General features: G+C 63.6%; 18 protein-coding genes and 4 tRNA genes. 15 read left to right on the top strand and 7 right to left on the bottom strand.

The window, feature by feature from the left end:
- The first annotated feature begins 61 nt into the window (after positions 1-61).
- Complete coding sequence (locus KTQ42_RS16670) at positions 62-2353, top strand: FdhF/YdeP family oxidoreductase (RefSeq protein ID WP_217346503.1); 2292 nt, start codon at positions 62-64, stop codon at positions 2351-2353.
- A complete protein-coding gene (fdhD, locus tag KTQ42_RS16675) occupies positions 2350-3177 on the top strand; it encodes a formate dehydrogenase accessory sulfurtransferase FdhD (protein ID WP_217346504.1) in 828 nt (275 codons plus the stop codon). Before KTQ42_RS16670 ends, fdhD begins: the two co-directional genes overlap by 4 nt.
- On the opposite strand, the gene KTQ42_RS16680 is transcribed toward fdhD, so the two are convergent.
- Positions 3178-4614 carry a phosphatase domain-containing protein gene (locus tag KTQ42_RS16680; RefSeq protein ID WP_217346505.1) on the bottom strand — a complete coding sequence of 479 codons (1437 nt, stop codon included), beginning with the start codon at positions 4612-4614 and terminating at the stop codon, positions 3178-3180.
- A 127-nt stretch (positions 4615-4741) separates the two neighbouring features.
- Positions 4742-5707, bottom strand: coding sequence for an IS110 family transposase (locus tag KTQ42_RS16685; protein WP_217346506.1), 966 nt, complete (start codon positions 5705-5707; stop codon positions 4742-4744).
- Positions 5708-6426: 719 nt separating this feature from the next.
- On the opposite strand from KTQ42_RS16685, the gene ttcA reads away from it, so the two are divergent.
- Positions 6427-7293, top strand: coding sequence for a tRNA 2-thiocytidine(32) synthetase TtcA (gene ttcA, locus KTQ42_RS16690; protein ID WP_249222966.1), 867 nt, complete (start codon positions 6427-6429; stop codon positions 7291-7293).
- 82 nt (positions 7294-7375) lie between these two features.
- On the opposite strand, the gene KTQ42_RS16695 is transcribed toward ttcA, so the two are convergent.
- From KTQ42_RS16695 to KTQ42_RS16705, 3 genes are all read right to left on the bottom strand, one after another.
- Positions 7376-9208: a hypothetical protein gene (locus KTQ42_RS16695; protein WP_217346508.1), complete on the bottom strand. Its 1833-nt coding sequence runs from the start codon at positions 9206-9208 to the stop codon at positions 7376-7378.
- Positions 9209-9493: 285 nt separating this feature from the next.
- Positions 9494-9889: a dihydroneopterin aldolase gene (locus KTQ42_RS16700; RefSeq protein ID WP_217346509.1), complete on the bottom strand. Its 396-nt coding sequence runs from the start codon at positions 9887-9889 to the stop codon at positions 9494-9496.
- A gap of 33 nt (positions 9890-9922) precedes the next feature.
- On the bottom strand, positions 9923-10726 hold the full coding sequence (locus tag KTQ42_RS16705) for an SDR family oxidoreductase (RefSeq protein ID WP_217346510.1): 804 nt from the start codon (positions 10724-10726) through the stop codon (positions 9923-9925).
- 37 nt (positions 10727-10763) lie between these two features.
- On the opposite strand from KTQ42_RS16705, the gene KTQ42_RS16710 reads away from it, so the two are divergent.
- The 3 genes from KTQ42_RS16710 (at position 10764) to KTQ42_RS16720 (ending at position 13658) form a co-directional block, all read left to right on the top strand.
- The gene (locus KTQ42_RS16710) at positions 10764-11924 is read left to right on the top strand and encodes a class I SAM-dependent methyltransferase (RefSeq protein WP_217346511.1); all 1161 of its coding nucleotides are present in this window, start codon (positions 10764-10766) and stop codon (positions 11922-11924) included.
- Between the two features lie 49 nt (positions 11925-11973).
- Positions 11974-12168 (top strand): DUF2905 domain-containing protein, encoded by a 195-nt coding sequence (locus KTQ42_RS16715; RefSeq protein ID WP_194715111.1) that lies wholly within the window; start codon positions 11974-11976, stop codon positions 12166-12168.
- Between the two features lie 80 nt (positions 12169-12248).
- A complete protein-coding gene (locus tag KTQ42_RS16720; protein WP_217346512.1) occupies positions 12249-13658 on the top strand; it encodes a DHA2 family efflux MFS transporter permease subunit in 1410 nt (469 codons plus the stop codon).
- 34 nt (positions 13659-13692) lie between these two features.
- On the opposite strand, the gene kefC is transcribed toward KTQ42_RS16720, so the two are convergent.
- Positions 13693-15492 carry a glutathione-regulated potassium-efflux system protein KefC gene (gene kefC / locus KTQ42_RS16725; RefSeq protein ID WP_217346513.1) on the bottom strand — a complete coding sequence of 600 codons (1800 nt, stop codon included), beginning with the start codon at positions 15490-15492 and terminating at the stop codon, positions 13693-13695.
- A gap of 12 nt (positions 15493-15504) precedes the next feature.
- Positions 15505-16074 carry an NAD(P)H-dependent oxidoreductase gene (locus tag KTQ42_RS16730; protein ID WP_217346514.1) on the bottom strand — a complete coding sequence of 190 codons (570 nt, stop codon included), beginning with the start codon at positions 16072-16074 and terminating at the stop codon, positions 15505-15507.
- 243 nt (positions 16075-16317) lie between these two features.
- Between KTQ42_RS16730 and KTQ42_RS16735 the strand changes: the two genes are divergently transcribed.
- The 9 genes from KTQ42_RS16735 to rplA all read left to right on the top strand — a co-directional run bounded on the left by KTQ42_RS16735 (position 16318) and on the right by rplA (position 20375).
- Positions 16318-16403: transfer RNA gene (locus KTQ42_RS16735), tRNA-Tyr, on the top strand.
- Positions 16404-16460: 57 nt separating this feature from the next.
- A tRNA-Gly gene (locus KTQ42_RS16740) sits at positions 16461-16534 on the top strand.
- Positions 16535-16582: 48 nt separating this feature from the next.
- Positions 16583-16657: transfer RNA gene (locus KTQ42_RS16745), tRNA-Thr, on the top strand.
- Positions 16658-16768: 111 nt separating this feature from the next.
- On the top strand, positions 16769-17959 hold the full coding sequence (gene tuf, locus KTQ42_RS16750) for an elongation factor Tu (protein WP_217346515.1): 1191 nt from the start codon (positions 16769-16771) through the stop codon (positions 17957-17959).
- Between the two features lie 73 nt (positions 17960-18032).
- Positions 18033-18108 (top strand) — tRNA-Trp (locus KTQ42_RS16755).
- A 35-nt stretch (positions 18109-18143) separates the two neighbouring features.
- Positions 18144-18527, top strand: a complete 384-nt coding sequence (secE, locus tag KTQ42_RS16760) for a preprotein translocase subunit SecE (protein ID WP_217346516.1) — start codon at positions 18144-18146, stop codon at positions 18525-18527.
- On the top strand, positions 18527-19117 hold the full coding sequence (gene nusG / locus KTQ42_RS16765; RefSeq protein WP_217346517.1) for a transcription termination/antitermination protein NusG: 591 nt from the start codon (positions 18527-18529) through the stop codon (positions 19115-19117). Before secE ends, nusG begins: the two co-directional genes overlap by 1 nt.
- Before the next feature lie 131 nt (positions 19118-19248).
- Complete coding sequence (gene rplK, locus KTQ42_RS16770; RefSeq protein ID WP_194713596.1) at positions 19249-19680, top strand: 50S ribosomal protein L11; 432 nt, start codon at positions 19249-19251, stop codon at positions 19678-19680.
- Positions 19680-20375 carry a 50S ribosomal protein L1 gene (gene rplA / locus KTQ42_RS16775; protein WP_217346518.1) on the top strand — a complete coding sequence of 232 codons (696 nt, stop codon included), beginning with the start codon at positions 19680-19682 and terminating at the stop codon, positions 20373-20375. Before rplK ends, rplA begins: the two co-directional genes overlap by 1 nt.
- The last annotated feature ends 212 nt before the right edge of the window (positions 20376-20587 follow it).

Below are 20587 nucleotides of genomic sequence, written 5' to 3' on the forward strand. Positions count from 1 at the left end.
CGGTCAACAATGGATTGCGCCGACTGCGCGCCGCTGCTGCCCCACCAGGAGGCTATCGCCCATGAGCAAGGATGAACATTTTAAGCCCGCCTACCAGCCTGCCGGCGGATGGGGTTCGGTCAAGGCCGTGACCTCCATGCTGCTGAAGGAAGGGGCGGCCATCAACGGCAGCCGCATCCTGCTGCACCAGAACAAGCCCGATGGCTTCGCCTGCGTCAGCTGCGCCTGGGCCAAGCCGGCGCATCCGCATCCGTTCGAGTTCTGCTCCAACGGCGCCCAGGCCACCGCCTGGGAAATCACCAGCAAGCGGGTTCCGCCGGACTTCTTCCTGCGCCACACCGCGACCGAGCTGGAAGGCTGGAGCGACCATGCGCTGGAAGAGGAGGGCCGGCTGACGTCGCCGCTGCGCTGGGACGCGGCCACCGACAAATACCTGGAAGTATCGTGGCAGCAGGCCTTCGACGAGATCGGCGCCGAACTGAAGAAGCTGGCGCCGCAGTCGGCCGTGTTCTACACCTCCGGCCGGGCATCGCTGGAGACTTCCTACATGTACCAGCTGCTGGCCCGCATGTACGGCTGCAACAACCTGCCCGACAGCTCCAACATGTGCCATGAAAGCACCTCGGTGGCGCTGCCCGAAACCATCGGCGTGCCGATCGGCACCGTGGCGCTGGACGACTTCGAGCAGACCGACTGCGTCTTCTTCTTTGGCCAGAATGTCGGCACCAACAGCCCGCGCATGCTGCACCAGCTGCAGGAAGCTCGCAAGCGCGGCGTGCCGGTGATTACCTTCAATCCCCTGCGCGAGCGCGGCCTGGTCAGCTTCACCAACCCGCAGGACCCGGCCCAGATGCTGACCGCCGACGAGACCGGCATCAGCACCCAGTACCACCAGCTCAAGGCCGGCGGCGACAGCGCCGCGCTGATGGGCCTGTGCAAGTTCCTGGTCGAATGGGACGATGCGGCGCAGCAGGCGGGCAGGGCGCGGGTGCTGGACGAGCGCTTCCTGGCGCAGCACACCCATGGCCATGCCGAGTTCCTGGAGGCGGTGCGCGGCTGGCGCTGGGAAGACATCGAGCGCGAATCGGGCCTTGCCCGCAAGGCGCTCGAAATGGCGGCCGGCGCCTATGCCAATGCGCGCGCCGTGATCGGCATCTACGGCATGGGCCTGACCCAGCACAAGAAGGGCGTGCAGAACGTGCAGATGCTGTGCAACCTGCTGCTGTTGAAGGGCAATATCGGCAAGCCCGGCGCCGGCATCTGCCCGGTGCGCGGCCATTCGAATGTGCAGGGCCAGCGCACCGTGGGCATCACCGAAAAGCCGGAGCTGGCGCCGCTGGACAGGCTGGAGAAGCAGTACGGCTTCAGGGCGCCGCGCGAAAAGGGCCTGGCCACGGTGGAAGCCTGCGAGGGCATCCTGTCGGGCGAGGTAAAGGCCTTCGTCAGCCTGGGCGGCAACTTCGTGCGGGCCGCGCCGGAAACCGCCTTGCTGGAAGCGGCCTGGCGGCGGTTGCGGCTGTCGGTGCAGATCGCCACCAAGCTCAACCGCAGCCATGTGCTGCATGGCGAGGTGGCTTTCATCCTGCCCTGTCTTGGCCGCATCGAGATCGACCGCCAGGCCGGCGGCGAGCAGTCGGTGTCGATCGAGGACAGCACCGGCCACATGCACGGCTCGCGCGGCGTGGCCGAGCCGGCGGCCGACAGCCTGCTGTCGGAGCCGGCCATCGTGGCCGGCATCGCCCGCGCGCTGCTGCCGCCGAATCCGAAGCTGGACTGGGAAAAGTGGGTCGGCGACTACAGCCTGATCAGGGACGCGATCGCCGAGACCTATCCCGACATCTTCCATGGCTTCAACGAGCGCATGTGGCGGCCGGGCGGCTTTGCGCGGCCGATCGCTGCCAGGAAGCGCGAATGGAAAACCAAAACCGGCAAGGCCAACTTCATCGTGCCCGAAGCCCTGAATGAAAACCCCGACATGGCCGAGCCGGCCGATGTGCTGCGCCTGTTCACGCTGCGCTCGGACGGCCAGTTCAACACCACGGTGTATCACCATGACGACCGCTTCCGCGGCGTCTACGGCACCCGCATGGTGCTGCTGCTGAACCTTGCCGACATGGCGCGGCTGGGCCTGGCCGAAGGCGACCGCGTGACCGCTGCCACCCATGCCAGCGATGGCGTGGCGCGCAGCGTGGCCGGCCTGCGCATCACGCCCTACGACATCCCCCAGGGTTGCGCCGCCGGCTATTTCCCCGAATGCAATCCGCTGATTCCGCTCTGGCACCATGCCGAGGAAAGCATGGTGCCGGCGGCCAAGGCAATCTCGATCCGGCTCACCCGCATGGAGGCGCCATGAACGCCGCCGCCGACATGCAGGCGCTGGCAATGCCGGCTGCTTCCTGCGAGGTTGGCGCATGGCGGCATGGCCTGGCGGCGCAGGCCTTCGACACCGTGGTGGAAGAGGTGCCGGTGGCGCTGGTCTACAACGGCATTTCCCATGCGGTGCTGTTGGCCTCGCCCACCGACCTGGAGGACTTCGCGCTCGGCTTTTCCCTGTCCGAGGCGATACTGGCCAGCCGCGCCGAACTGTATGACCTGGAAGCGGTGGCGGGCGGGCAGGGCATCGAACTGCGCATGACCATCGCCGGCGCCGCCATGCATGCATTGAAGCTGCGCCGGCGCACGCTGGCGGGCCGCACCGGCTGCGGCCTGTGCGGCACCGAAAGCCTGGACCAGGTGCTGCGGCCGGTCACGCCGGTGGCCGCAGGCGGCGTGGCGCAGGCATCGGCCATCCATGCCGCGATGCGGGCGCTGACGGACAGCCAGGCGTTGCACCAGTCCACCGGCGCCGCGCATGCCGCCGGCTGGGCGCGCTGGGATGGCGAACTGCTGCTGACGCGCGAGGATGTCGGCCGCCACAATGCGCTGGACAAGCTGGTCGGCGCCATTGCGCATGACGGCCTGGACGCGCGGGAAGGCTTTGCCATCGTCACCAGCCGCGCCAGCGTCGAGATGGCGCAGAAGGCGGCCTGCGCCGGCATCGGCCTGCTGGCCGCGATCTCCGCGCCCACCGCGATGGCGGTGCGCCTGGCAGAGCAGTGCGGCCTGACGCTGGCCGGGTTCGTGCGGCAGGACAGGCAGCTGGTCTACAGCCATCCGCAGCGGGTGCTGCCCGGCTGATCAGGCCTTCGGCACGGCGCCCGCCGTGGCTTCATCGCCGCGCTTGTCGGCCCGCACCCCGGCCGCCGCGCCGGCGGCGATCAGGCCTTCGCCGGCCGCATGGGTGGCGGCATATTCGCTGTCCGGCACCAGCACGAGCTGCGCACCGCTGGCACGCACTTCCTCGGCCAGCCGGTCGATCGCCTCGATGCGGTCCGGGTCGGGATTCACATTGCGGATATAGATTGCCTTGATGCGCTGCGGATGGCGCAGCACCAGCGCCCGATAGATCTCCGGATCCTCCTGTCCGCTGTCGCCGATCAGCACGAAGGGCAACTGCGGATAGGTCTCGAAGACGCGCTCGATGCTGGACAGCTTGTGCTCCTGGTGCCGGCTGGCGCCGAACAGGCTTTTCACGCCCAGTTCCTTCAACATCAGCGGGCCGATCGGCAGGTTCTGGGAACGAAGGAAATCGACCAGCGGCGTGTAAAGGTGCCACGGGCTGCTCGATACATAGAACAGCGGATTGGCGTCATTGCCGCCCGCGCCCGCGTGCAGCGCCCGGTAGAACGCGGCCACGCCCTTGAACGGCTTGCGGGTATGGGCGTTGGAGACGGCCAGCATCTTGAGCATGCGGATCTTGTTGGTCACGTTGCTCCACAACACCGTGTCGTCGATGTCGCTGATGATGCCGAACTGTGCGCTGGCCGGCGGCACCAGCACGTCGGCCGTGGCGCTTGCATGGCCGGCGGCCGGCGCCGGGTTCAGCAGTTCCAGCGTCACCTGATGCCAGCCGGCGGCTACCGGTTGCGGCAGGGTCAGCTCGGCCTGGAAGTAGCCGTTATCGTCCGTCACGATTTCCTGCGCCGTACCTTCCGCGCCTGCGAAACGGGCGCGCAGTCGCGCGCCGGGCACTTCGTCCGAGCCCAGCCGCTTGTACAGTTCGGTCAGGTTGCGCCAGCCGCTGTGGCCGGGTTCCGGCGTGACGAAGCCCTCGTCCTTCAGCACCCGGCCGCGCAGCAGCAGGCGCTCGGTCGTGCCGTAGCCGATATAGGGAATCACGATGGCCGCGCCGTCGGCAGCGGTGAAACGCTTGAAGCGCCGGCTGGCCAGGCGCGCCAGCCGGGCCGCGCTTTCCTGCGCCTGCTGCAGCGCACGCGGCAGGCGTGATGCCGGCATGTCGGGCGCAGCCCCGGTCGGCGCGCCGGTGGTGGCCGGCGGCGCATATTCAATCCACAGCGGCGCATCGTCGGCCAGCCGCAGCGCCGCCGCCTCTCGCTGTGCCGGCGCATGCGGATCGACCCGTTCCGGCAGCACCGCCAGTTCCACGCCCTGCTGCCGCAAACGGTCGATCTCGTCCTCCGACAGTACATCCGGATTAACCCAGATCGCATCCGGCTTCGCGCCCTGCGCCATCAGGTCGTCATAGCCTTGACGGCTCAGTATCAGAAAGGTCATCGGCTCCTCCGCTACGATGCATGTCGTTTTGTTATTGGAGGTCTTCGCCTCCGGAAGATTCCGGGCCTGCACGCTTGCGTTGCGCGAAGTCGTTCCACGCCGGCTCTTGTAGATACTGTTATGCCCGTCAAGCCCCATGCAATGTTGAATCAAAGGCTTGCCGTGACTTAAGCACGCCGAAGGCGACATGGATGAGCTTGCGCATCATGGCGCCGATGATGAGCTTGGGCGGCTTTCCTGCTGCGGCCAGGCGCTGGCGGAACACCTTGCCCCACTTGGTCCTGTACAGGGTCACCATGGCAGGCATGTAAAGCGCCTTGCGCAGGAAGCTGTGACCCACCTTCGATCGCCGTGGCTTGCCCCTGACGCTGCTGCCGGACTCATGCTGACGCGGGTCCAGCCCGGCGAATGCCACGGCCTGCCGGGCATGGTCAAAGCGCTGCAGATCGCCATAAAACGCCAGCAGGCACGCAATCGTGCGCTCGCCCAGCCCCGGAATGCTGTCGAGCAGTTCCTGCTTGTCCTTGAGGTCCGGGTCGTTGTCCATGTGCTGGCGAATCTGCCGGGCCAGCTTGTCGATTTCCTTGTCCAGCCAGGCGATGTGGCTGCCAATGCCGGCCCTGACCGCTTCGCGCGCCACGTCCAGCCGGTTGCTTTCCTGGGTGCGCATGTTCTGCAGCGCATCCAGGCGCAATACCATGGCCCGCAACGCCTGCTCAGTCGCTGAAGGCGCCTGCCATAACGCCGGGCGGCGCTCGAAGCAGAAGCTGGCAATCAACTGGGCGTCGACCCGATCGGTCTTGGTGCGCACCAGGTGCGAGGCGCCAAAGGCCTTGATCTGCGCGGGATTGACCACGCTTACCGGCAAGCCCTGCTGCGCCAGATAGAGGGCGACTTCTTCCCAATACACGCCGGTGGCTTCCATGCAGACATGGGCGGCTGCGCCCCCATGCTTTTGCAGCCACTCGAGCAGGGCCGCAAAGCCGCTGGCGTTGTTGGTGACGACCTTGTTGCGATGTTTGCCATCCGGCAGGCGCAAAGCGCAATCGAGCTTGGCCTTGGCGACATCGATTCCCAAATGATACGAGTGCATGCAACGTCCTCTCATGATCTACCTTGTCAATGCGGGCTGCCGGCAAGCCGGGCCAAAGATACTGTCCGATCTTTTTTGCGAGGGTGGGCGGCTGCTGCAAGAATCTACGACACTGGATCGCGTCCTAAGGGTGCAATCGGCATCCAGCCGCCCGTTCCTCAGGTGCCCCTGAAGAACTGCTACAACGATCCCGGGTCTTGCCATGCAAGACCAGCGGAATTACTACACAACCGAACTGACGGAATAATACAAGGGTGGAATACCCCAAAGGAGCATTCCACGAGCCGTTGATCATGGTGACGCTTCGCATATGGCTGTTGTTCCAGCCGTGAAGCGGAGGGGGGCACATTCCGTGCAATGCCCTTCGGGTATTGCACCCTACGAGCCACAGTGTACTTTTCCGCTCCAGCCACTGCCATGTCAGTGCGTTGACGCGGACGCCAGGGGAAACCGCAGCCGCGCCTCCATGCCTGCCGGCGGCGAAGCCGTTCCAAGCCGGCGCCGGCCCGGTGTGAGAAAATACCGCCTTCGCCTGCATCCAGTCCCGACGCCGTCCGGCAAGGGTCTCCCGCAATCTGCAAGTCCAGGCAGGCGCCGCCGCGCGCTTCGCCGTCCATGCCTTAACAAAGAGATCACGTATGAATACCGCTGTGAACCCGGTCAACGAGCCTGACATCGACATCGACGCCGCCGGCGAGCCAACATCCGCCCAGGACGTGATGCACACCGGCTCGCGGCGCTTCGAGATCCTGGAAAAGAATCTGCGCCGCCTGACCGGCAAGGCCGTGATCGACTTCGGCATGATCGAGGAGGGCGACCGGGTGATGGTCTGCCTGTCCGGCGGCGCCGACAGCTACACCATGCTGGAAACCCTGCGCTACCTGCAGCGGGTCGCGCCAATCAGTTTCGAGCTGTTCGCCGTCAACCTCGACCAGAAGCAGCCCGGCTTCCCGGAAGACGTGCTGCCGCGCTACCTCGACGGCATCGGCGTGCCCTACAAGATCGTCGAGGAAGACACCTACAGCATCGTCAAGGACAAGATCGCGCCCGGCAAGACCACCTGCTCGCTGTGCTCGCGGCTGCGGCGCGGCATCCTGTACCGCACCGCCAGGGAAATCGGCGCCACCAAGATCGCGCTCGGCCATCACCGCGACGACATCCTGCACACCTTCATGCTCAACCTGTTCTACGGCGGCACCATCAAGACCATGCCGCCCAAGCTGCGCGCCGACGACGGCGAGAACGTCGTGATCCGCCCGCTGGCCTACTGCAAGGAGTCCGACATCAAGAAGTACGCGGCGGCGATGCAGTTCCCCATCATCCCCTGCAACCTGTGCGGCTCGCAGCCCAACCTGCAGCGCCAGGCCATGAAGGAAATGACCAGGCAGTGGGAAGCGAAGAACCCGCTATGGGTCAAGAGCATGTTCACCGCGATGGGCAATGTCACGCCGTCCCACATGCTGGACCGCGACCTGTTCGACTTCCATGCCTTCACGCTGAAGGAAGGCGCCCCGGTGGAAGGCGACCGGCTGTTCGACCCGGACGAGGCGCCGGCGCAGGGCGGCGGTGTGGTGAAAATGATTTGAGGCGTTGCTTGCTGTCTGTCACAGCTGACACGTCGCCTTGCGCGGGATCAGCGGCCCGAAACGCTCACCCCGGAAACCGGCTTCAGTTCCTCGTCGCTGCTTGATATTCGGTTCGCCAGTCGGAAATGACTTTTACCGTATTCCCGAGCAGGTAGTCTTGAAGCGCATGCAGTCTTTGCTGCCCGGCCTGCATTTCGGCTTTGGTAATACAGCCCCTGACTGCCTGCGCGAGTGTTTTCCTCGCTCTTGACCTCGCTATATCTATCGCGGATGCGCGTAGTTGCCCGGCTTTCCATTGCCTGAGTTCCATCTCGGAAAAGCCGCATAGGCTGGCGACCATTTTCTCGTCGACGATGCGCGGATAGCCTGTTTTCTCATCCACCAGACTCCAGTCCAAGCCCTCAAACAGGAACCCGAAATATTTTGGCTCTCCGATTCCGGCAGGCCAGGACTGATCGTTGTCGATGCCCTTGACCTTTCCTGCAGCAGTGAGCCGCATGTTGTCCTTATTGCGGTCTATCTGGCCGGTGATCTTGTCGAGCGAAATTAGCCAGGTCAGGTTCCGGCAAAGTTCGGCGCCGGCATCGGAACCGGCATCCGGCTTGGCCAGTTTCTCGCCCCGGTATAGCCGATAGGTTTCCTCCGCCTTTTCCATCATGACGCCTGGCATGAAGACGAAATCGGTGGCCTGACGCCCTGTAGTGGCCTGGTATTCGGATTTTTCCGTGTCTGTAACAGGCACAGTCGAGATCGCAAGTTCGGATTCAACAATGACGTCCGCTCCGAATGCCTTTGCCAGACGATAGGACGCAAGATTGCGGCCAATAATGCGCGGATTCGCAAGCGTTTCCGGTCCTATCAGTCCAAAGATATGCAAGGTAAGCAGCCCCGAGTCATTGCCGTCTCCCGCGATCAGCTCGCCGGCTTGCAAGTCACAGGTTCTGGCTGTGCCGTTGCCATTCGATGTCGCTGAAGCTGCAACGAGTCTTTCCGGCTTGAATATTCTTTCCGCTTTCGCTACGCGGACAGCACTGACTGCAGGGTTGGGATGTTGCCCCTCCCTGATGAAGAACCTCGCAAAGACGGTATTGCATGCTCCGCTGCCGAATTCCCGTCCCTGGTTTTCTGCCCAGGCGTCATGGTGGTCCTGCAGAAAAAGCTCTGCCTCGGCCAGGCTTGGTCGCTTGCCGAGCGTCTCCTCGAAAAATTCCCTGGTGTAACCGCGCTGTATCAGTTGCTTTGCAATTGGCCCTGTAATGCCGGTATGTTTTAAATGAACCACCTGTTCAGGCGCATAGCCGGCGTTCCTGAATGACAAGGCCTCCCTTGCTGAAAACCCCTTCTTCCGCCATGCGTTGAGGTAAGTCGTGTCTTTGGCAGCATGCTCGAATTCTGCTGGCGACACGCCCAGCATTTCCCAGTAACGCCAGTCAGTTCTCAACCCGCGAAGGATGCCCGCTTCACGCAAGCCGTTGCGCAAGGCCTGGAATGCGCCACTCCGGCTGCTTGCCGGCTGATCGACGGCGTTTTTCAGCGTCTCGTCCAGCAGTGTCAGCTTGTCTTGCAACTTCGTCTCGAGGGCGTCCCAGTGCCACTGGCGCTTTACCTTGTCATTGTTGTATTCATTTACCAGGGCATTGTATTGATCCAGTAAATTGGCTGTTTCAGTGAGCACGGGAACATCCGGAGCAGGAAGCGCAGCGCCATCCGGCCCGACAATGGTGTTGATCAGACGTAGCTGTGCCCCGCTCGGGAAACTCAGCAGGTAGGCATCGGTTCGCAGCTTTTCCAGCGAAGGGGATTCATCAGCGCTGACGGCGTCTATGCCTCCAAGGCATTCCCAGTCCTCGCTGGTCGGGAGATGGATGGAATCGGCGGATCGTGAGACTTCAGCCGACCTGCTTTCCGCATGCATGGGACAGTAGGGGCTCGCGCGCTTCTCACCTTGCACCGTATCCTCACGCGGTATCGGTGCTCGATCCCACCGGCCAAATCCTGTCCCGATCATTGTTCCCCCAAAAAGCTTCGCTATGGATTACTTGCGTAAACCAGTCTGGAAACGAGGTTCGCAATTTGGGAAACCGGAAAGTCGGTGAATGTCGTTCAGACCGGGACTCGACCTGGGCTCTTTCATTGGTCAGCTGCACGGGAGGCGGCTGGCCCGGCAACCTGTGGCAGGCTGATGAATGTACCGGCCGCCTCAGCCCTGCTTGACCTGAAACACCTCCACCCCGACCGATTCGCAGTCCGGATAGACATCCGGCTTCTCGGTCGATACCCTCACCGCGCGCACCTTGGGATGGGCCAGCATTGCGCGCGCGACGTCGTCGCACAGGGTTTCCTGCAGATGGATATGGCCTTCGGCCATGCGGCGGGAGATGGTGTCGCGCATGAAGTCGTAGTCGACCACTTCATCGAGCTGGTCGGCCTGCGGCGTCGACAGCGCCAGCGGAATGAAGAGGTCGACGTTGATCAGCACCCGCTGCTCGCCCTTCTTTTCAAATTCATGCACGCCGATATTGATCTGCACTTCGTAGTTGCGCAGGAACAGGCGGCGGCAGTCGGACAGTTCTGGGTAAGACAGGGTAGGCAGCATGGGTTTCTCTACAGGTTATGGAAAAGGCCACATTCAGGTGGCAAGGAACATCACGTCGCGCGGCAGCGGCATCAGGTGCTGGCCGCCGTCGACCAGGAGCGTCGTGCCCGTCACCGCGCCAGCCTGTGCAAGGTAGCAGACCGCGGCGGCGACATCTTCCGGCAGGCTAGAGCGGCCCAGCGGCGTGACCTGGTGGGCTTTCGCAAAGGCTTCCGGCGTCTGGTCGCCCGACTGCAGCGTAATGCCGGGCGCCACGCCCACCACACGCACCTTCGGCGCGAGCGCCTGGGCCAGCATGGTGGTGGCGGTTTCCAGCGCCGCCTTGGACAGGGTATAGGACAGGAAATCGGGGTTCAGGTTGTGCAGCTTCTGGTCCAGCAGGTTGATCACCACGGCCTGCTCGTCATCGGGCGTGATCGCATGGAGCGCCTGCGCCAGCAATACCGGCGCGGCCAGGTTGGCATGCATGTGCGCATCCAGCCGCGCCATCGAAAAGTCGCCGGCGCTGTCCTGCTCGAACAGGGCGGCATTGTTCACCACGCAGGACACCCGGCCGAATGCGGCTGCCCGCGGCAGCAGCGCGCGCACCGCGGCCTCGTCGGACAGGTCGCATTGCAGCGCCAGCGCGCGCCGGCCGCGGCTCTCGATATCCAGCACCGTCAGGTCGGCATCGTCCTCGGAATGCCGGTAGTGCACCACGATGTCCCAGCCCTGGTCGGCCAGGGCCAGCGCAATGGCGCGGCCCAGGCGCTTGCCGGCGCCGGTCACGAGTGCAACTTTCCGGGCATTCGTGGTCTGATGTCTGCGTGCAAGCCTTCCGGCGCCGCGTAGATTCATGTACAACCTCCAAGCCTATTTGACTACAATACCGTCTATGCAACTGCAACTGCCTGATCCTGGTCTCGACGCGCTGATGGCCTCGCGCGCGCTGCAAAACCTCATCGCGAACGACATCCGCCACAACTCCGGCTGGATTCCTTTCTCCCGATTCATGGAACTGGCGCTGTATGCGCCCGGCCTCGGTTACTACAGCGGCGGCGCGGCCAAGCTAGGCAGGGAGGGTGATTTTACAACCGCGCCGGAAATGTCGCCCCTGTTCGGCCAGACCCTGGCCCGCGTGGTGGCCGACCTGATCGGCCGGACCACGCCGCAGATCATGGAATTCGGCGCCGGCACCGGCAAGCTCGCGCGCGACATCCTCAACGAACTCTCGGCCATGGGCGTGGCGGTGCATCGCTATTCCATCGTCGAGCTGTCCGGGGAACTGCGCGCCCGCCAGCAGGAAACCCTGCGCGGCTTTCCGCAGGTGACCTGGCTGGACCAGTTTCCGGCGGTGTTTTCCGGCGTCGTGCTGGGCAACGAGGTGCTGGACGCCATGCCGGTGCAGCTGGTCACCAAGACCGCGCACGGCTGGCGCGAGCATGGCATCGGCCTGTCGCCCAGAGGTTTTGTCTACCGCGACCGGCCATGCGATGCGTCGCTGCTGGCGCAGATTCCGCATCCCGAGCTCTTGCCGGAAGGGTATCTGACCGAAGTGCATCCGATCGCGCTGGGCTTCGTGCGCACGCTGGCCGACATGCTGCGCGCCGGCTTCGACTACACCGGCCACGGCGGCGCGGCGCTGCTGATCGACTATGGTTTTCCGGCGCATGAGTACTACCTGCCGCAGCGCACCGAAGGCACGCTGATGTGCCACTACCGCCATCATGCGCATGCCGACCCGTTCTACATGCCGGGCCTGCAGGACATCACCGCCCATGTCGACTTCACCGCGGTGGCGCAGACCGCGGTCGCCAACGGCCTGGACGTGCTGACCTATACCAGCCAGGCCGCCTTCCTGATCGACGCCGGCATCGCCGACATCCTGCAGCGCACCCCGGCCAGCGACCGCCTGCGCTACCTGCCGCGTTCCAACGAGGTGCAGAAGCTGACCTCGCCGGCCGAGATGGGCGAGCTGTTCAAGGTGATCGCGCTGGGCACCCGGGTCGAATTGCCGCCGCAGTTCGCGCGCAACGACCGCAGCCACCGGCTTTGAGTACAATCGGGCTTTCGCCGTCAACGTTCCACCTCACAGAAAGCCGCGCATGATCCGCTGGGTCCTGACCATCTTCATCGGCCTGATCGTCTTTTCCGCGCTGCTGCCCTGGCTGGAAAAGCTGGGCGTGGGCCGCCTGCCGGGCGATGTCAGTTTTTCATTGTTCGGCAAGAGAATCTTCCTGCCCTTCGCTTCCACCATCCTGCTCTCCACCGTGATTTTCCTGGTCGCCCGCTTCCTCTGAAACGAAGCGTACGCCCGGCGCAAGCAGGGCCGCCATGCAACTGGGTATACTGCCCGGCCAAACAATAAAACCAGAGACACATGGCCCTGACCCGGGAAGAACTGCAGGCGCGCTACGGCGAGCGCCACAAATGGCTGGTGCTCGTGACCGTGATGATCGGCTCGATGGCGGCGATCATGTCGTCCACCATCGTCAATGTCGCGGTGCCCGACCTGAGCCGCCATTTCACGCTGGGCCAGGAGCGTGCCCAGTGGGTATCGACCAGCTTCATGCTGGCCATGACGCTGTCCATGCTGACCACGCCCTGGCTGCTGCTGCGCTTCGGCCTGTTGCGCACCTATGCCGGCGCGATGCTGCTGCTGCTGGCAGGCGGCATCTTCGGCGGCATCTCCGTCAACTACGCCATGCTGATTGCCATGCGAGTGGCCGAAGGCCTGGCCTGCGGCGTGGTGCAGCCGATACCGGCCATCATGATCCTGCGTTCCTTCGCCAAGGAAGAGCAGGGCAGGGCGATGGGCCTGTTCGGCTTCGGCGTGGTGCTGGCGCCGGCGATCGGCCCCAGCATCGGCGGCTTCCTGGTCGAGCATTTCGGCTGGCGCTCGATCTTCTTCATCATGGTGCCGTTCTGCCTGACCGTGCTGTCCATGGCCAACCGCTACCTGCCGCTGGGCGGCAGCGGCGGCAATGGCAAGCCGCTGGACTGGCGCGGCCTGCTGCTGGCGGGCGTGGCCATCATCTGCCTGTTGAACGGCCTGGTGGAAGTGCGGCAGCAGGGAACACTGGCGCTGGTGCTGCTGGCGCTCGGCGTGGCCGGGCTGGCCGGCTTCATCGCCTACCAGCTGCGCACCGCCAATCCGCTGATGAACATGAGCCTGTTTCGCTATCCGCAGTTCGCCATGGGCGCGCTGGTGGCCTTCATCTACGGCATGGGCCTGTTCGGTTCGACCTATCTGCTGCCGGTCTACATGCAGATCGGGCTGCACTACCAGCCGTCGCAGGCCGGCCTGGTGCTGCTGCCGGCAGGCGGCGTGCTGGCGGTGACGATCTGGCTCGGCGGCCGTCTGGTGGACCGCTACCGGCCGCATGTGCTGGTCGCCGTCGGCGTGTCGCTGCTGGCGCTGTCGTTCGCCCTGATGGCGATGGTGCAGGCCGACACCAGCTATGTCGTGCTGATGCTGTGGGCCATCGTCGGCCGCATCGGCCTGGGCCTGGTGCTGCCGGCGCTCAGCCTGGGCGCGATGCGCGGCGTCGACTACAACCTGATTGCGCAGGGCTCCAGCACCATCAACTTCCTGCGCCAGCTCGGCGGCGCGATCGGCGTGTCCCTGGTGGGCATCGTGCTGGAATGGCGGCTGGCGCTGTACCCGGCCCAGAGCGCGCACCCGCTGCGCGCTTTCGACGAGACCTTCCTGTTCATCGCCGTGGTATCGGCGCTGGCGGTGCTGGCCGCCTGGCGCATGCGCGAGCCGCAGGCGGCCGCGACGCCTTAGCCTTGGATCAGTCCCGATATGGCCCGGGATTGCCTCAATCCCAGCCGCCGCGGCGCTTCTCGCCGCGGGCCGCGGCGTCGCGGGCGAACATGGCTTCGAGCTCGTCGCGCGCCTGCCGCGCCATCGACACATACTGCTGCTGGTCGCGGTAATACGGATAGACGTCGAGCAGCGACTTCAGGGTGTGGGCACGGAACTTCATCGTCGCCTGCCGCGCCTGCCAGGCGCTCGCGCCGAGATGCTGCATCACGCGCCGGCCCAATAGCAGCGCGCTCTCGAAGGTTTCGCGCTCGATCACGGTGACGCCGCGGTCCATCAAATCGTAGTAGTGGCTGACATTGCGGGCGCGGGCCAGGATGGGCAGGTCGGGAAACACCTCGCGCGCCGCGTCCACCAGCTTCAGGCTGTCTTCCACATCGTCGATCGCCAGCACCAGCGCCCGCGCATCGGCGGCGCCGGCGGCATGCAGCAGGTCGATGCGGGTGGCGTCGCCGTAGAACACCTTGAAGCCGAAGCGGCGCAGCAGGTCGATCTGGTCCGGGTCGTGGTCCAGCACGGTCAGCGACACGCCGTTGGCATGCAGCAGCCGGCCGACGATCTGCCCGAAGCGGCCGAAGCCGGCGATGATCACATGGTCTTCCTTGGCTTCCGGCTTGTCGTCAGGACGTTTTTTCTCGGCGGCGTGGCGCGGCGCAATCACCTTGTCATGCCATAGCAGCAACAGCGGCGTGGCCATCATCGACAGCGTGACCGTCACCACCAGCACCGCCGCCTGTTCCTCGCTGAACACCCGCGCCGTGGCGGCGGCGCCGAACACCACGAAGGCGAATTCCCCGCCCTGGGCCAGCACGAAGGCAAACAGCGCGCGCTGGCCGCGGGCAATGCCCAGCTTCATCGCCAGCAGGTACAGCACCAGTCCCTTGATACAAAGAAACAGCACAACCATGCCCAGGATGCGCCATGGCTGGGCCAGGAACACGGCGAAATCCACCGACATGCCGACCGCGGTGAAGAACAGTCCCAGCAGCAGGCCCTTGAACGGCTCCAGGTCGGACTCCAGCGCATGCCGGTATTCCGAATCGGCCAGCAGCACGCCGGCGAGGAAGGTGCCCAGCGCCATCGACAGACCGACCCATTGCATCAGCATCGCGATCGCGATTACCAGGAGCAGCGCAAAGGCGGTGAATATCTCGCGCATGCCGGTTCCGGCAATCATGCGCAGCGCCGGCCGGATCAGGAAACGCCCGCCCAGCACCAGCGCCGCGATCACCGCAACGATCTGCGCCACATCCACCCAGCTGGTGCTGTCCTGGCCGGCGGACACGCCCAGCATCGGGACGATGGCAATCATCGGAATGGCCGCGATGTCCTGGAATAGCAGGATGGAAAAACCGGCTGCGCCGGCCGGCGTGGTCATCAGGTTGCGTTCTTCCAGCGTTGCCAGCGCAATCGCCGTCGACGACAGCGACAGGCCAAGCGCCGCGATCAAGGCCACTTTCCAGTCGATGCCGAACAGCATCGCCGTTCCGGCCAGGGCGGCGGCCACCAGCAGCACCTGCGCGCCGCCGCCGCCAAAGATCGGCCGGCGCATCGCCCACAGCCGCCTGGGTTCCAGCTCCAGCCCGATCAGGAACAGCAGCAGCACCACGCCGAATTCCGAGAAATGGAGGATGTTTTCCACGCCGCTGATCAGGCGCAGCCCCCAGGGGCCGATGGCAATGCCCGCCAGCAGGTAGCCCAATACCGCGCCCAGTCCCAGGCGCTTGGCGATCGGCACCGCCACCACAGCGGCCAGCAGGTAAACAAGGGTGTTTTGCAACAGGCTGTGATCCATGGCTGGTCCTTTCTAGGTGCGCAGGGCGCCGGTGTCAGTGCGTTGCGCCAGGGAAGCGGGAAAGCCGGCCAGCAGGCTGCGGTACGCCTCGACATGCACCGCCACCGCTTCCTCGCCGGCCCGTCGGGCGCCGTGCAGCACCAGCGGCGGCAGCCAGCGCATGCCGCACAGCATGGCGGTTTGCCGGTAGGGCGGCAGGAATGCCTCGAAGGGATAGCCGTGCTCGCCGCTTTCGCTGTAGGCCCGGGCATCGCCGCCGGTCGTCACCGCAAGCAGGAAGTGCTTGCCCGCCAGCGCCCGGCCATTGCGGCCATGCGCCCAGCCATGCTCCAGCACCTGGTCCAGCCATTCCTTCTGCAGCGAGGGCATGCCATACCATTGCAGCGGATGCTGCAGCACGATCAGTTCCGCCTGGGCCAGCAGGTTCTGCTCATGCTCGACATCGATCACGAAGTCGGGGTATAGCTCGTAAAGCTCGCTGACCGTCACGTCCGGCAGGGCGCGGGCGGCGGCGATCATCCGCCGGTTCACGCGCGACGCATTGGGCGCGGCATGGGCATACACAACCAGAACTCGGGACATGGCAACCTGCTGAATGGGCGATGCCGCATTATCAACGCCCGGCGTGGTTTTTTCAGCACAATACCGGCCGGCAAGCTGTCGGTAATCGAACAGACGAAACTTTTTGCATCCTCAAGGCAAAACGTACTTTTATTTCCTGCATGGCTGGTGCTATGATTCGGCTCCTTCGACATGAAGTGCGGCAAGAAAACACTTCAATGTTGACAGGCCGAGGGTTTCCCAATATAGTTCGGGGTTCCCTGCGGAGGGGTGGCCGAGTGGTTAATGGCAGCAGACTGTAAATCTGCCCTCTTACGAGTACGCTGGTTCGAATCCAGCCCCCTCCACCACAGGCGAGCAGTGCAGGTGATAGTGATTTAGTTGTGAGTGGCTGTCTGGTCACCCTTGCGGGTGTAGCTCAATGGTAGAGCTGAAGCCTTCCAAGCTTATGACGAGGGTTCGATTCCCTTCACCCGCTCCAGTTTTCGGCTGTTGACGTTGCTTCAGGGCGTCAGGAGTCAAAGGTTTTGCCCTTTTAGCTCAGTGGTAGAGCACTCCCTTGGTAAGGGAGAGGCCACGTGTTCAATCCACGTAAAGGGCACCAAATTCAGTACGGGGCGCATCGCATCGCGCGATGCGCCCTTGGCAATGCGCACATCAGCAAGATAGTCGGGCCAGTGCCTGGACATTCTCATCAAATCGTTAGGAGTCTAAGATGGCAAAAAGCAAATTTGAGCGGACCAAACCGCACGTGAATGTGGGCACCATCGGCCACGTCGACCATGGCAAGACCACGCTGACCGCGGCAATCGCAACGGTTCTGTCGGCCAAGTTCGGCGGCGAGGCAAAGAAATATGACGAGATCGACGCAGCGCCGGAAGAGAAGGCGCGCGGCATCACCATCAACACCGCCCACGTCGAATACGAAACCGCCAACCGCCACTACGCGCACGTTGACTGCCCGGGCCACGCCGACTACGTGAAGAACATGATCACCGGCGCGGCACAGATGGACGGCGCAATCCTGGTCTGCTCCGCGGCCGACGGCCCGATGCCGCAAACCCGCGAGCACATCCTGCTGGCGCGTCAGGTTGGCGTTCCGTACATCATCGTCTACCTCAACAAGTGCGACATGGTCGACGACGAAGAGCTGCTGGAACTGGTGGAAATGGAAGTGCGCGAGCTGCTGTCGAAGTACGAGTTCCCTGGCGACGACCTGCCCATCATCAAGGGTTCGGCCAAGCTGGCGCTGGAAGGCGACAAGGGCCCGTTGGGCGAGCAGTCGATCATGGCCCTGGCCGAAGCGCTGGACACCTACATCCCGACGCCTGACCGTGCCGTTGACGGTGCGTTCCTGCTGCCGGTGGAAGACGTGTTCTCGATCTCGGGTCGTGGCACGGTGGTGACCGGTCGCGTCGAGCGCGGCGTTGTCAAGGTTGGCGAAGAGATCGAAATCGTCGGCATCCGCGACACCCAGAAGACCACCTGCACGGGCGTGGAAATGTTCCGCAAGCTGCTGGACCAGGGTCAGGCAGGCGACAACGTTGGCGTGCTGCTGCGCGGCACCAAGCGTGAAGACGTCGAGCGTGGCCAGGTTCTGGCCAAGCCGGGTTCGATCAAGCCGCACAAGCACTTCACCGGCGAGATCTACGTTCTGTCGAAAGACGAAGGTGGCCGTCACACCCCGTTCTTCAACAACTATCGTCCGCAGTTCTATTTCCGTACCACGGACGTGACCGGTTCGATCGAGCTGCCGAAGGACAAGGAAATGGTCATGCCTGGCGACAACGTGTCGATCACCGTGATGCTGATCAACCCGATCGCAATGGAAGAAGGTCTGCGTTTTGCAATCCGCGAAGGCGGCCGTACTGTCGGCGCCGGCGTTGTTGCAAAGATCATGGACTAAGGAAAAGTCTGCTGCCTGCGCCGGTTCGCTGGCGCGGCAGTGTCGACGGTTCCGGGTTTTACCGTTTTAACGTAGGGGCGTAGCTCAATTGGCAGAGCGTCGGTCTCCAAAACCGAAGGTCGGGGGTTCGAGGCCCTCCGCCCCTGCCACCGTTTCAGGTGCAGGGCACCGAAAGTAAAATTGTATGGCTAATCAACCCGTGCAGACCGTCAATACGTCAGGCGACAAGATGAAGGTCGGCCTGGCTATTTGCGCTGCTGTTGCCGGTGTAGTGGGTTTCTATCTGCTGGCAGGCCAGTCCACCCTGGTGCGCACCGGTGCATTGCTTGCCGGTCTCGTGGTTGCCATCGGCCTGCTCTGGACTTCTCTGTCCGGCCAGGGCTTTCTGGCATTCGCCAAAGAATCTGTCCGTGAAACCAAGAAAGTCGTCTGGCCTACCCGCAAGGAAGCCACGCAGATCACCGCAGTCGTATTCGGCTTTGTGCTTGTGATGGCAATCTTTCTCTGGGGTACGGACAAGATACTGGAATTCCTGTTGTACGACTTGATCCTGGGCTGGAAACGATAATGAGCGACAATCTGCAAGACGGCGTGCCGAACGAGGCCGCAGTCACCGCGCCGACCGGCAACAAGCGCTGGTACGTGGTGCACGCTTATTCCGGAATGGAAAAGAGCGTGCAGCGTGCACTGACCGAGCGCATTGCGCGCGCCGGCATGGAAGATAAGTTCGGCCAGATCCTGGTGCCGACCGAGGAAGTCATCGAAGTCAAGAATGGCCACAAGTCTGTGACCGAACGTCGTTTCTTTCCCGGCTATGTGCTGGTTGAAATGGAAATGACCGACGACACTTGGCACCTGGTCAAGAACACCAGCAAGGTCACCGGTTTCATCGGCGGCAAATCGAACAAGCCGACGCCGATCCCGCCCCACGAAGTGGACAAGATCCTGCACCAGATGCAGGAAGGCATCGAAAAGCCACGTCCGAAAGTGCTGTACGAAGTGGGCGAGCTGGTCCGCATCAAGGATGGCCCGTTCACCGACTTCAACGGCAATGTCGAGGAAGTCAACTACGAAAAGTCCAAGGTTCGCGTTTCCGTCACGATCTTCGGGCGCGCAACGCCGGTCGAGCTCGAATTCGGCCAGGTCGAAAAAGTTTAAGCAGCAACCGCAGCAAGAGCGCCCGTGCCGGGCGCTGCATCCATTGCGAAACCGGCATGCATCAAACGAGGAGCCCCTGCGAGGGCTAGTACTTCGCAGCGGCGCTAACACTCACTCAAACTGGAAGCATCATGGCAAAGAAAATCATAGGCTATATCAAGCTGCAAGTGCCAGCTGGTAAAGCAAATCCGTCTCCCCCGATCGGCCCGGCGCTGGGTCAGCGCGGCCTGAACATCATGGAATTCTGCAAGGCGTTCAACGCCCAGACCCAGGGTGTCGAGCCAGGTCTGCCTATTCCTGTCGTCATCACCGCGTTCGCCGACAAGTCCTTCACTTTCGTGATGAAGACCCCGCCGGCAACCGTGCTGATCAAGAAGGCAGCCGGCATCACCAAGGGTTCGGCTCGTCCGCACACCGACAAGGTCGGCAGCATCACCCGCGCACAAGCTGAAGAAATCGCAACAACCAAGCGGCCAGATCTGACCGCTGCCGATATGGATGCAGCCGTGCGCACGATCGCCGGCTCCGCACGTTCCATCGGTATCACGGTGGAGGGTCTGTAATGGCTAATCTGTCCAAGCGCGCCAAGGCAATCAAGGCCAAAGTTGATCGCACCAAGGTTTATCCCTTCGACAACGCGATCGCGCTGATCAAGGAATGCGCCACCGCCAAGTTCAACGAGTCGATCGACGTCGCCGTTCAGCTGGGCGTGGATGCCAAGAAATCGGACCAAGTCGTCCGCGGCTCGGTCGTGCTGCCTGCAGGCACCGGCAAGAGCGTGCGCGTGGCCGTGTTCGCCAGCGGCGACAAGGCTGAGGCAGCCAAGGCTGCCGGCGCCGACGTGGTCGGCATGGAAGACTTGGCAGAACGCATCAAGGGCGGCGACATGCCGTTCGACATCGTGATCGCTTCGCCGGACACCATGCGTATCGTCGGTACCCTGGGCCAGATCCTGGGACCGCGCGGCCTGATGCCTAACCCGAAGGTCGGCACCGTGACGCCGGACGTCGCCACCGCCGTGAAGAACGCCAAGGCAGGTCAGGTGCAGTATCGTACCGACAAGGCCGGCATCATCCACGCGACCATCGGCCGCAAGGATTTCGCCGACGCCGACCTGAAGAGCAACCTCGTTGCCCTGATCGACGCACTGAACAAGGCCAAGCCGGCCACCAGCAAGGGCATCTATCTGCGCAAGGTTTCGCTGTCGTCCACCATGGGCGCTGGCGTACGCGTGGACCAGACCACCCTGGCTGCTTAAGTACTGAATCAAGACCCTGCGCGAAACAGCGCGCGGGGCGCATCTTTGGGCCGGGCCGGAGTCGTTGTTGGATGAAGGCCCGGGCAATCAAAGACCGTTGGGCGGAAGTGCATGCAGTGTGTGCACCATGTTAATAGCCGAAGGCGCAAGCTGGAGGCACCCAACGCAGATGGCGAGCCCGAACAAGTTTTGTAGTCTGCCCGCTGTGCATG

Origin of the sequence: Noviherbaspirillum sp. L7-7A (genome assembly GCF_019052805.1) — a bacterium.
In the GTDB taxonomy this organism is placed as follows: domain Bacteria; phylum Pseudomonadota; class Gammaproteobacteria; order Burkholderiales; family Burkholderiaceae_D; genus Noviherbaspirillum_A.

Coding starts and splice junctions, on each gene's coding strand:
- KTQ42_RS16670 (WP_217346503.1), top strand. CDS start 62: ATGAGCAAGGATGAACATTTTAAGCCCGCCTACCAGCCTGCCGGCGGA.
- fdhD (WP_217346504.1), top strand. CDS start 2,350: ATGAACGCCGCCGCCGACATGCAGGCGCTGGCAATGCCGGCTGCTTCC.
- KTQ42_RS16680 (WP_217346505.1), bottom strand. CDS start 4,614: ATGACCTTTCTGATACTGAGCCGTCAAGGCTATGACGACCTGATGGCG.
- KTQ42_RS16685 (WP_217346506.1), bottom strand. CDS start 5,707: ATGCACTCGTATCATTTGGGAATCGATGTCGCCAAGGCCAAGCTCGAT.
- ttcA (WP_249222966.1), top strand. CDS start 6,427: ATGCACACCGGCTCGCGGCGCTTCGAGATCCTGGAAAAGAATCTGCGC.
- KTQ42_RS16695 (WP_217346508.1), bottom strand. CDS start 9,208: ATGCATGCGGAAAGCAGGTCGGCTGAAGTCTCACGATCCGCCGATTCC.
- KTQ42_RS16700 (WP_217346509.1), bottom strand. CDS start 9,889: ATGCTGCCTACCCTGTCTTACCCAGAACTGTCCGACTGCCGCCGCCTG.
- KTQ42_RS16705 (WP_217346510.1), bottom strand. CDS start 10,726: ATGAATCTACGCGGCGCCGGAAGGCTTGCACGCAGACATCAGACCACG.
- KTQ42_RS16710 (WP_217346511.1), top strand. CDS start 10,764: ATGCAACTGCAACTGCCTGATCCTGGTCTCGACGCGCTGATGGCCTCG.
- KTQ42_RS16715 (WP_194715111.1), top strand. CDS start 11,974: ATGATCCGCTGGGTCCTGACCATCTTCATCGGCCTGATCGTCTTTTCC.
- KTQ42_RS16720 (WP_217346512.1), top strand. CDS start 12,249: ATGGCCCTGACCCGGGAAGAACTGCAGGCGCGCTACGGCGAGCGCCAC.
- kefC (WP_217346513.1), bottom strand. CDS start 15,492: ATGGATCACAGCCTGTTGCAAAACACCCTTGTTTACCTGCTGGCCGCT.
- KTQ42_RS16730 (WP_217346514.1), bottom strand. CDS start 16,074: ATGTCCCGAGTTCTGGTTGTGTATGCCCATGCCGCGCCCAATGCGTCG.
- tuf (WP_217346515.1), top strand. CDS start 16,769: ATGGCAAAAAGCAAATTTGAGCGGACCAAACCGCACGTGAATGTGGGC.
- secE (WP_217346516.1), top strand. CDS start 18,144: ATGGCTAATCAACCCGTGCAGACCGTCAATACGTCAGGCGACAAGATG.
- nusG (WP_217346517.1), top strand. CDS start 18,527: ATGAGCGACAATCTGCAAGACGGCGTGCCGAACGAGGCCGCAGTCACC.
- rplK (WP_194713596.1), top strand. CDS start 19,249: ATGGCAAAGAAAATCATAGGCTATATCAAGCTGCAAGTGCCAGCTGGT.
- rplA (WP_217346518.1), top strand. CDS start 19,680: ATGGCTAATCTGTCCAAGCGCGCCAAGGCAATCAAGGCCAAAGTTGAT.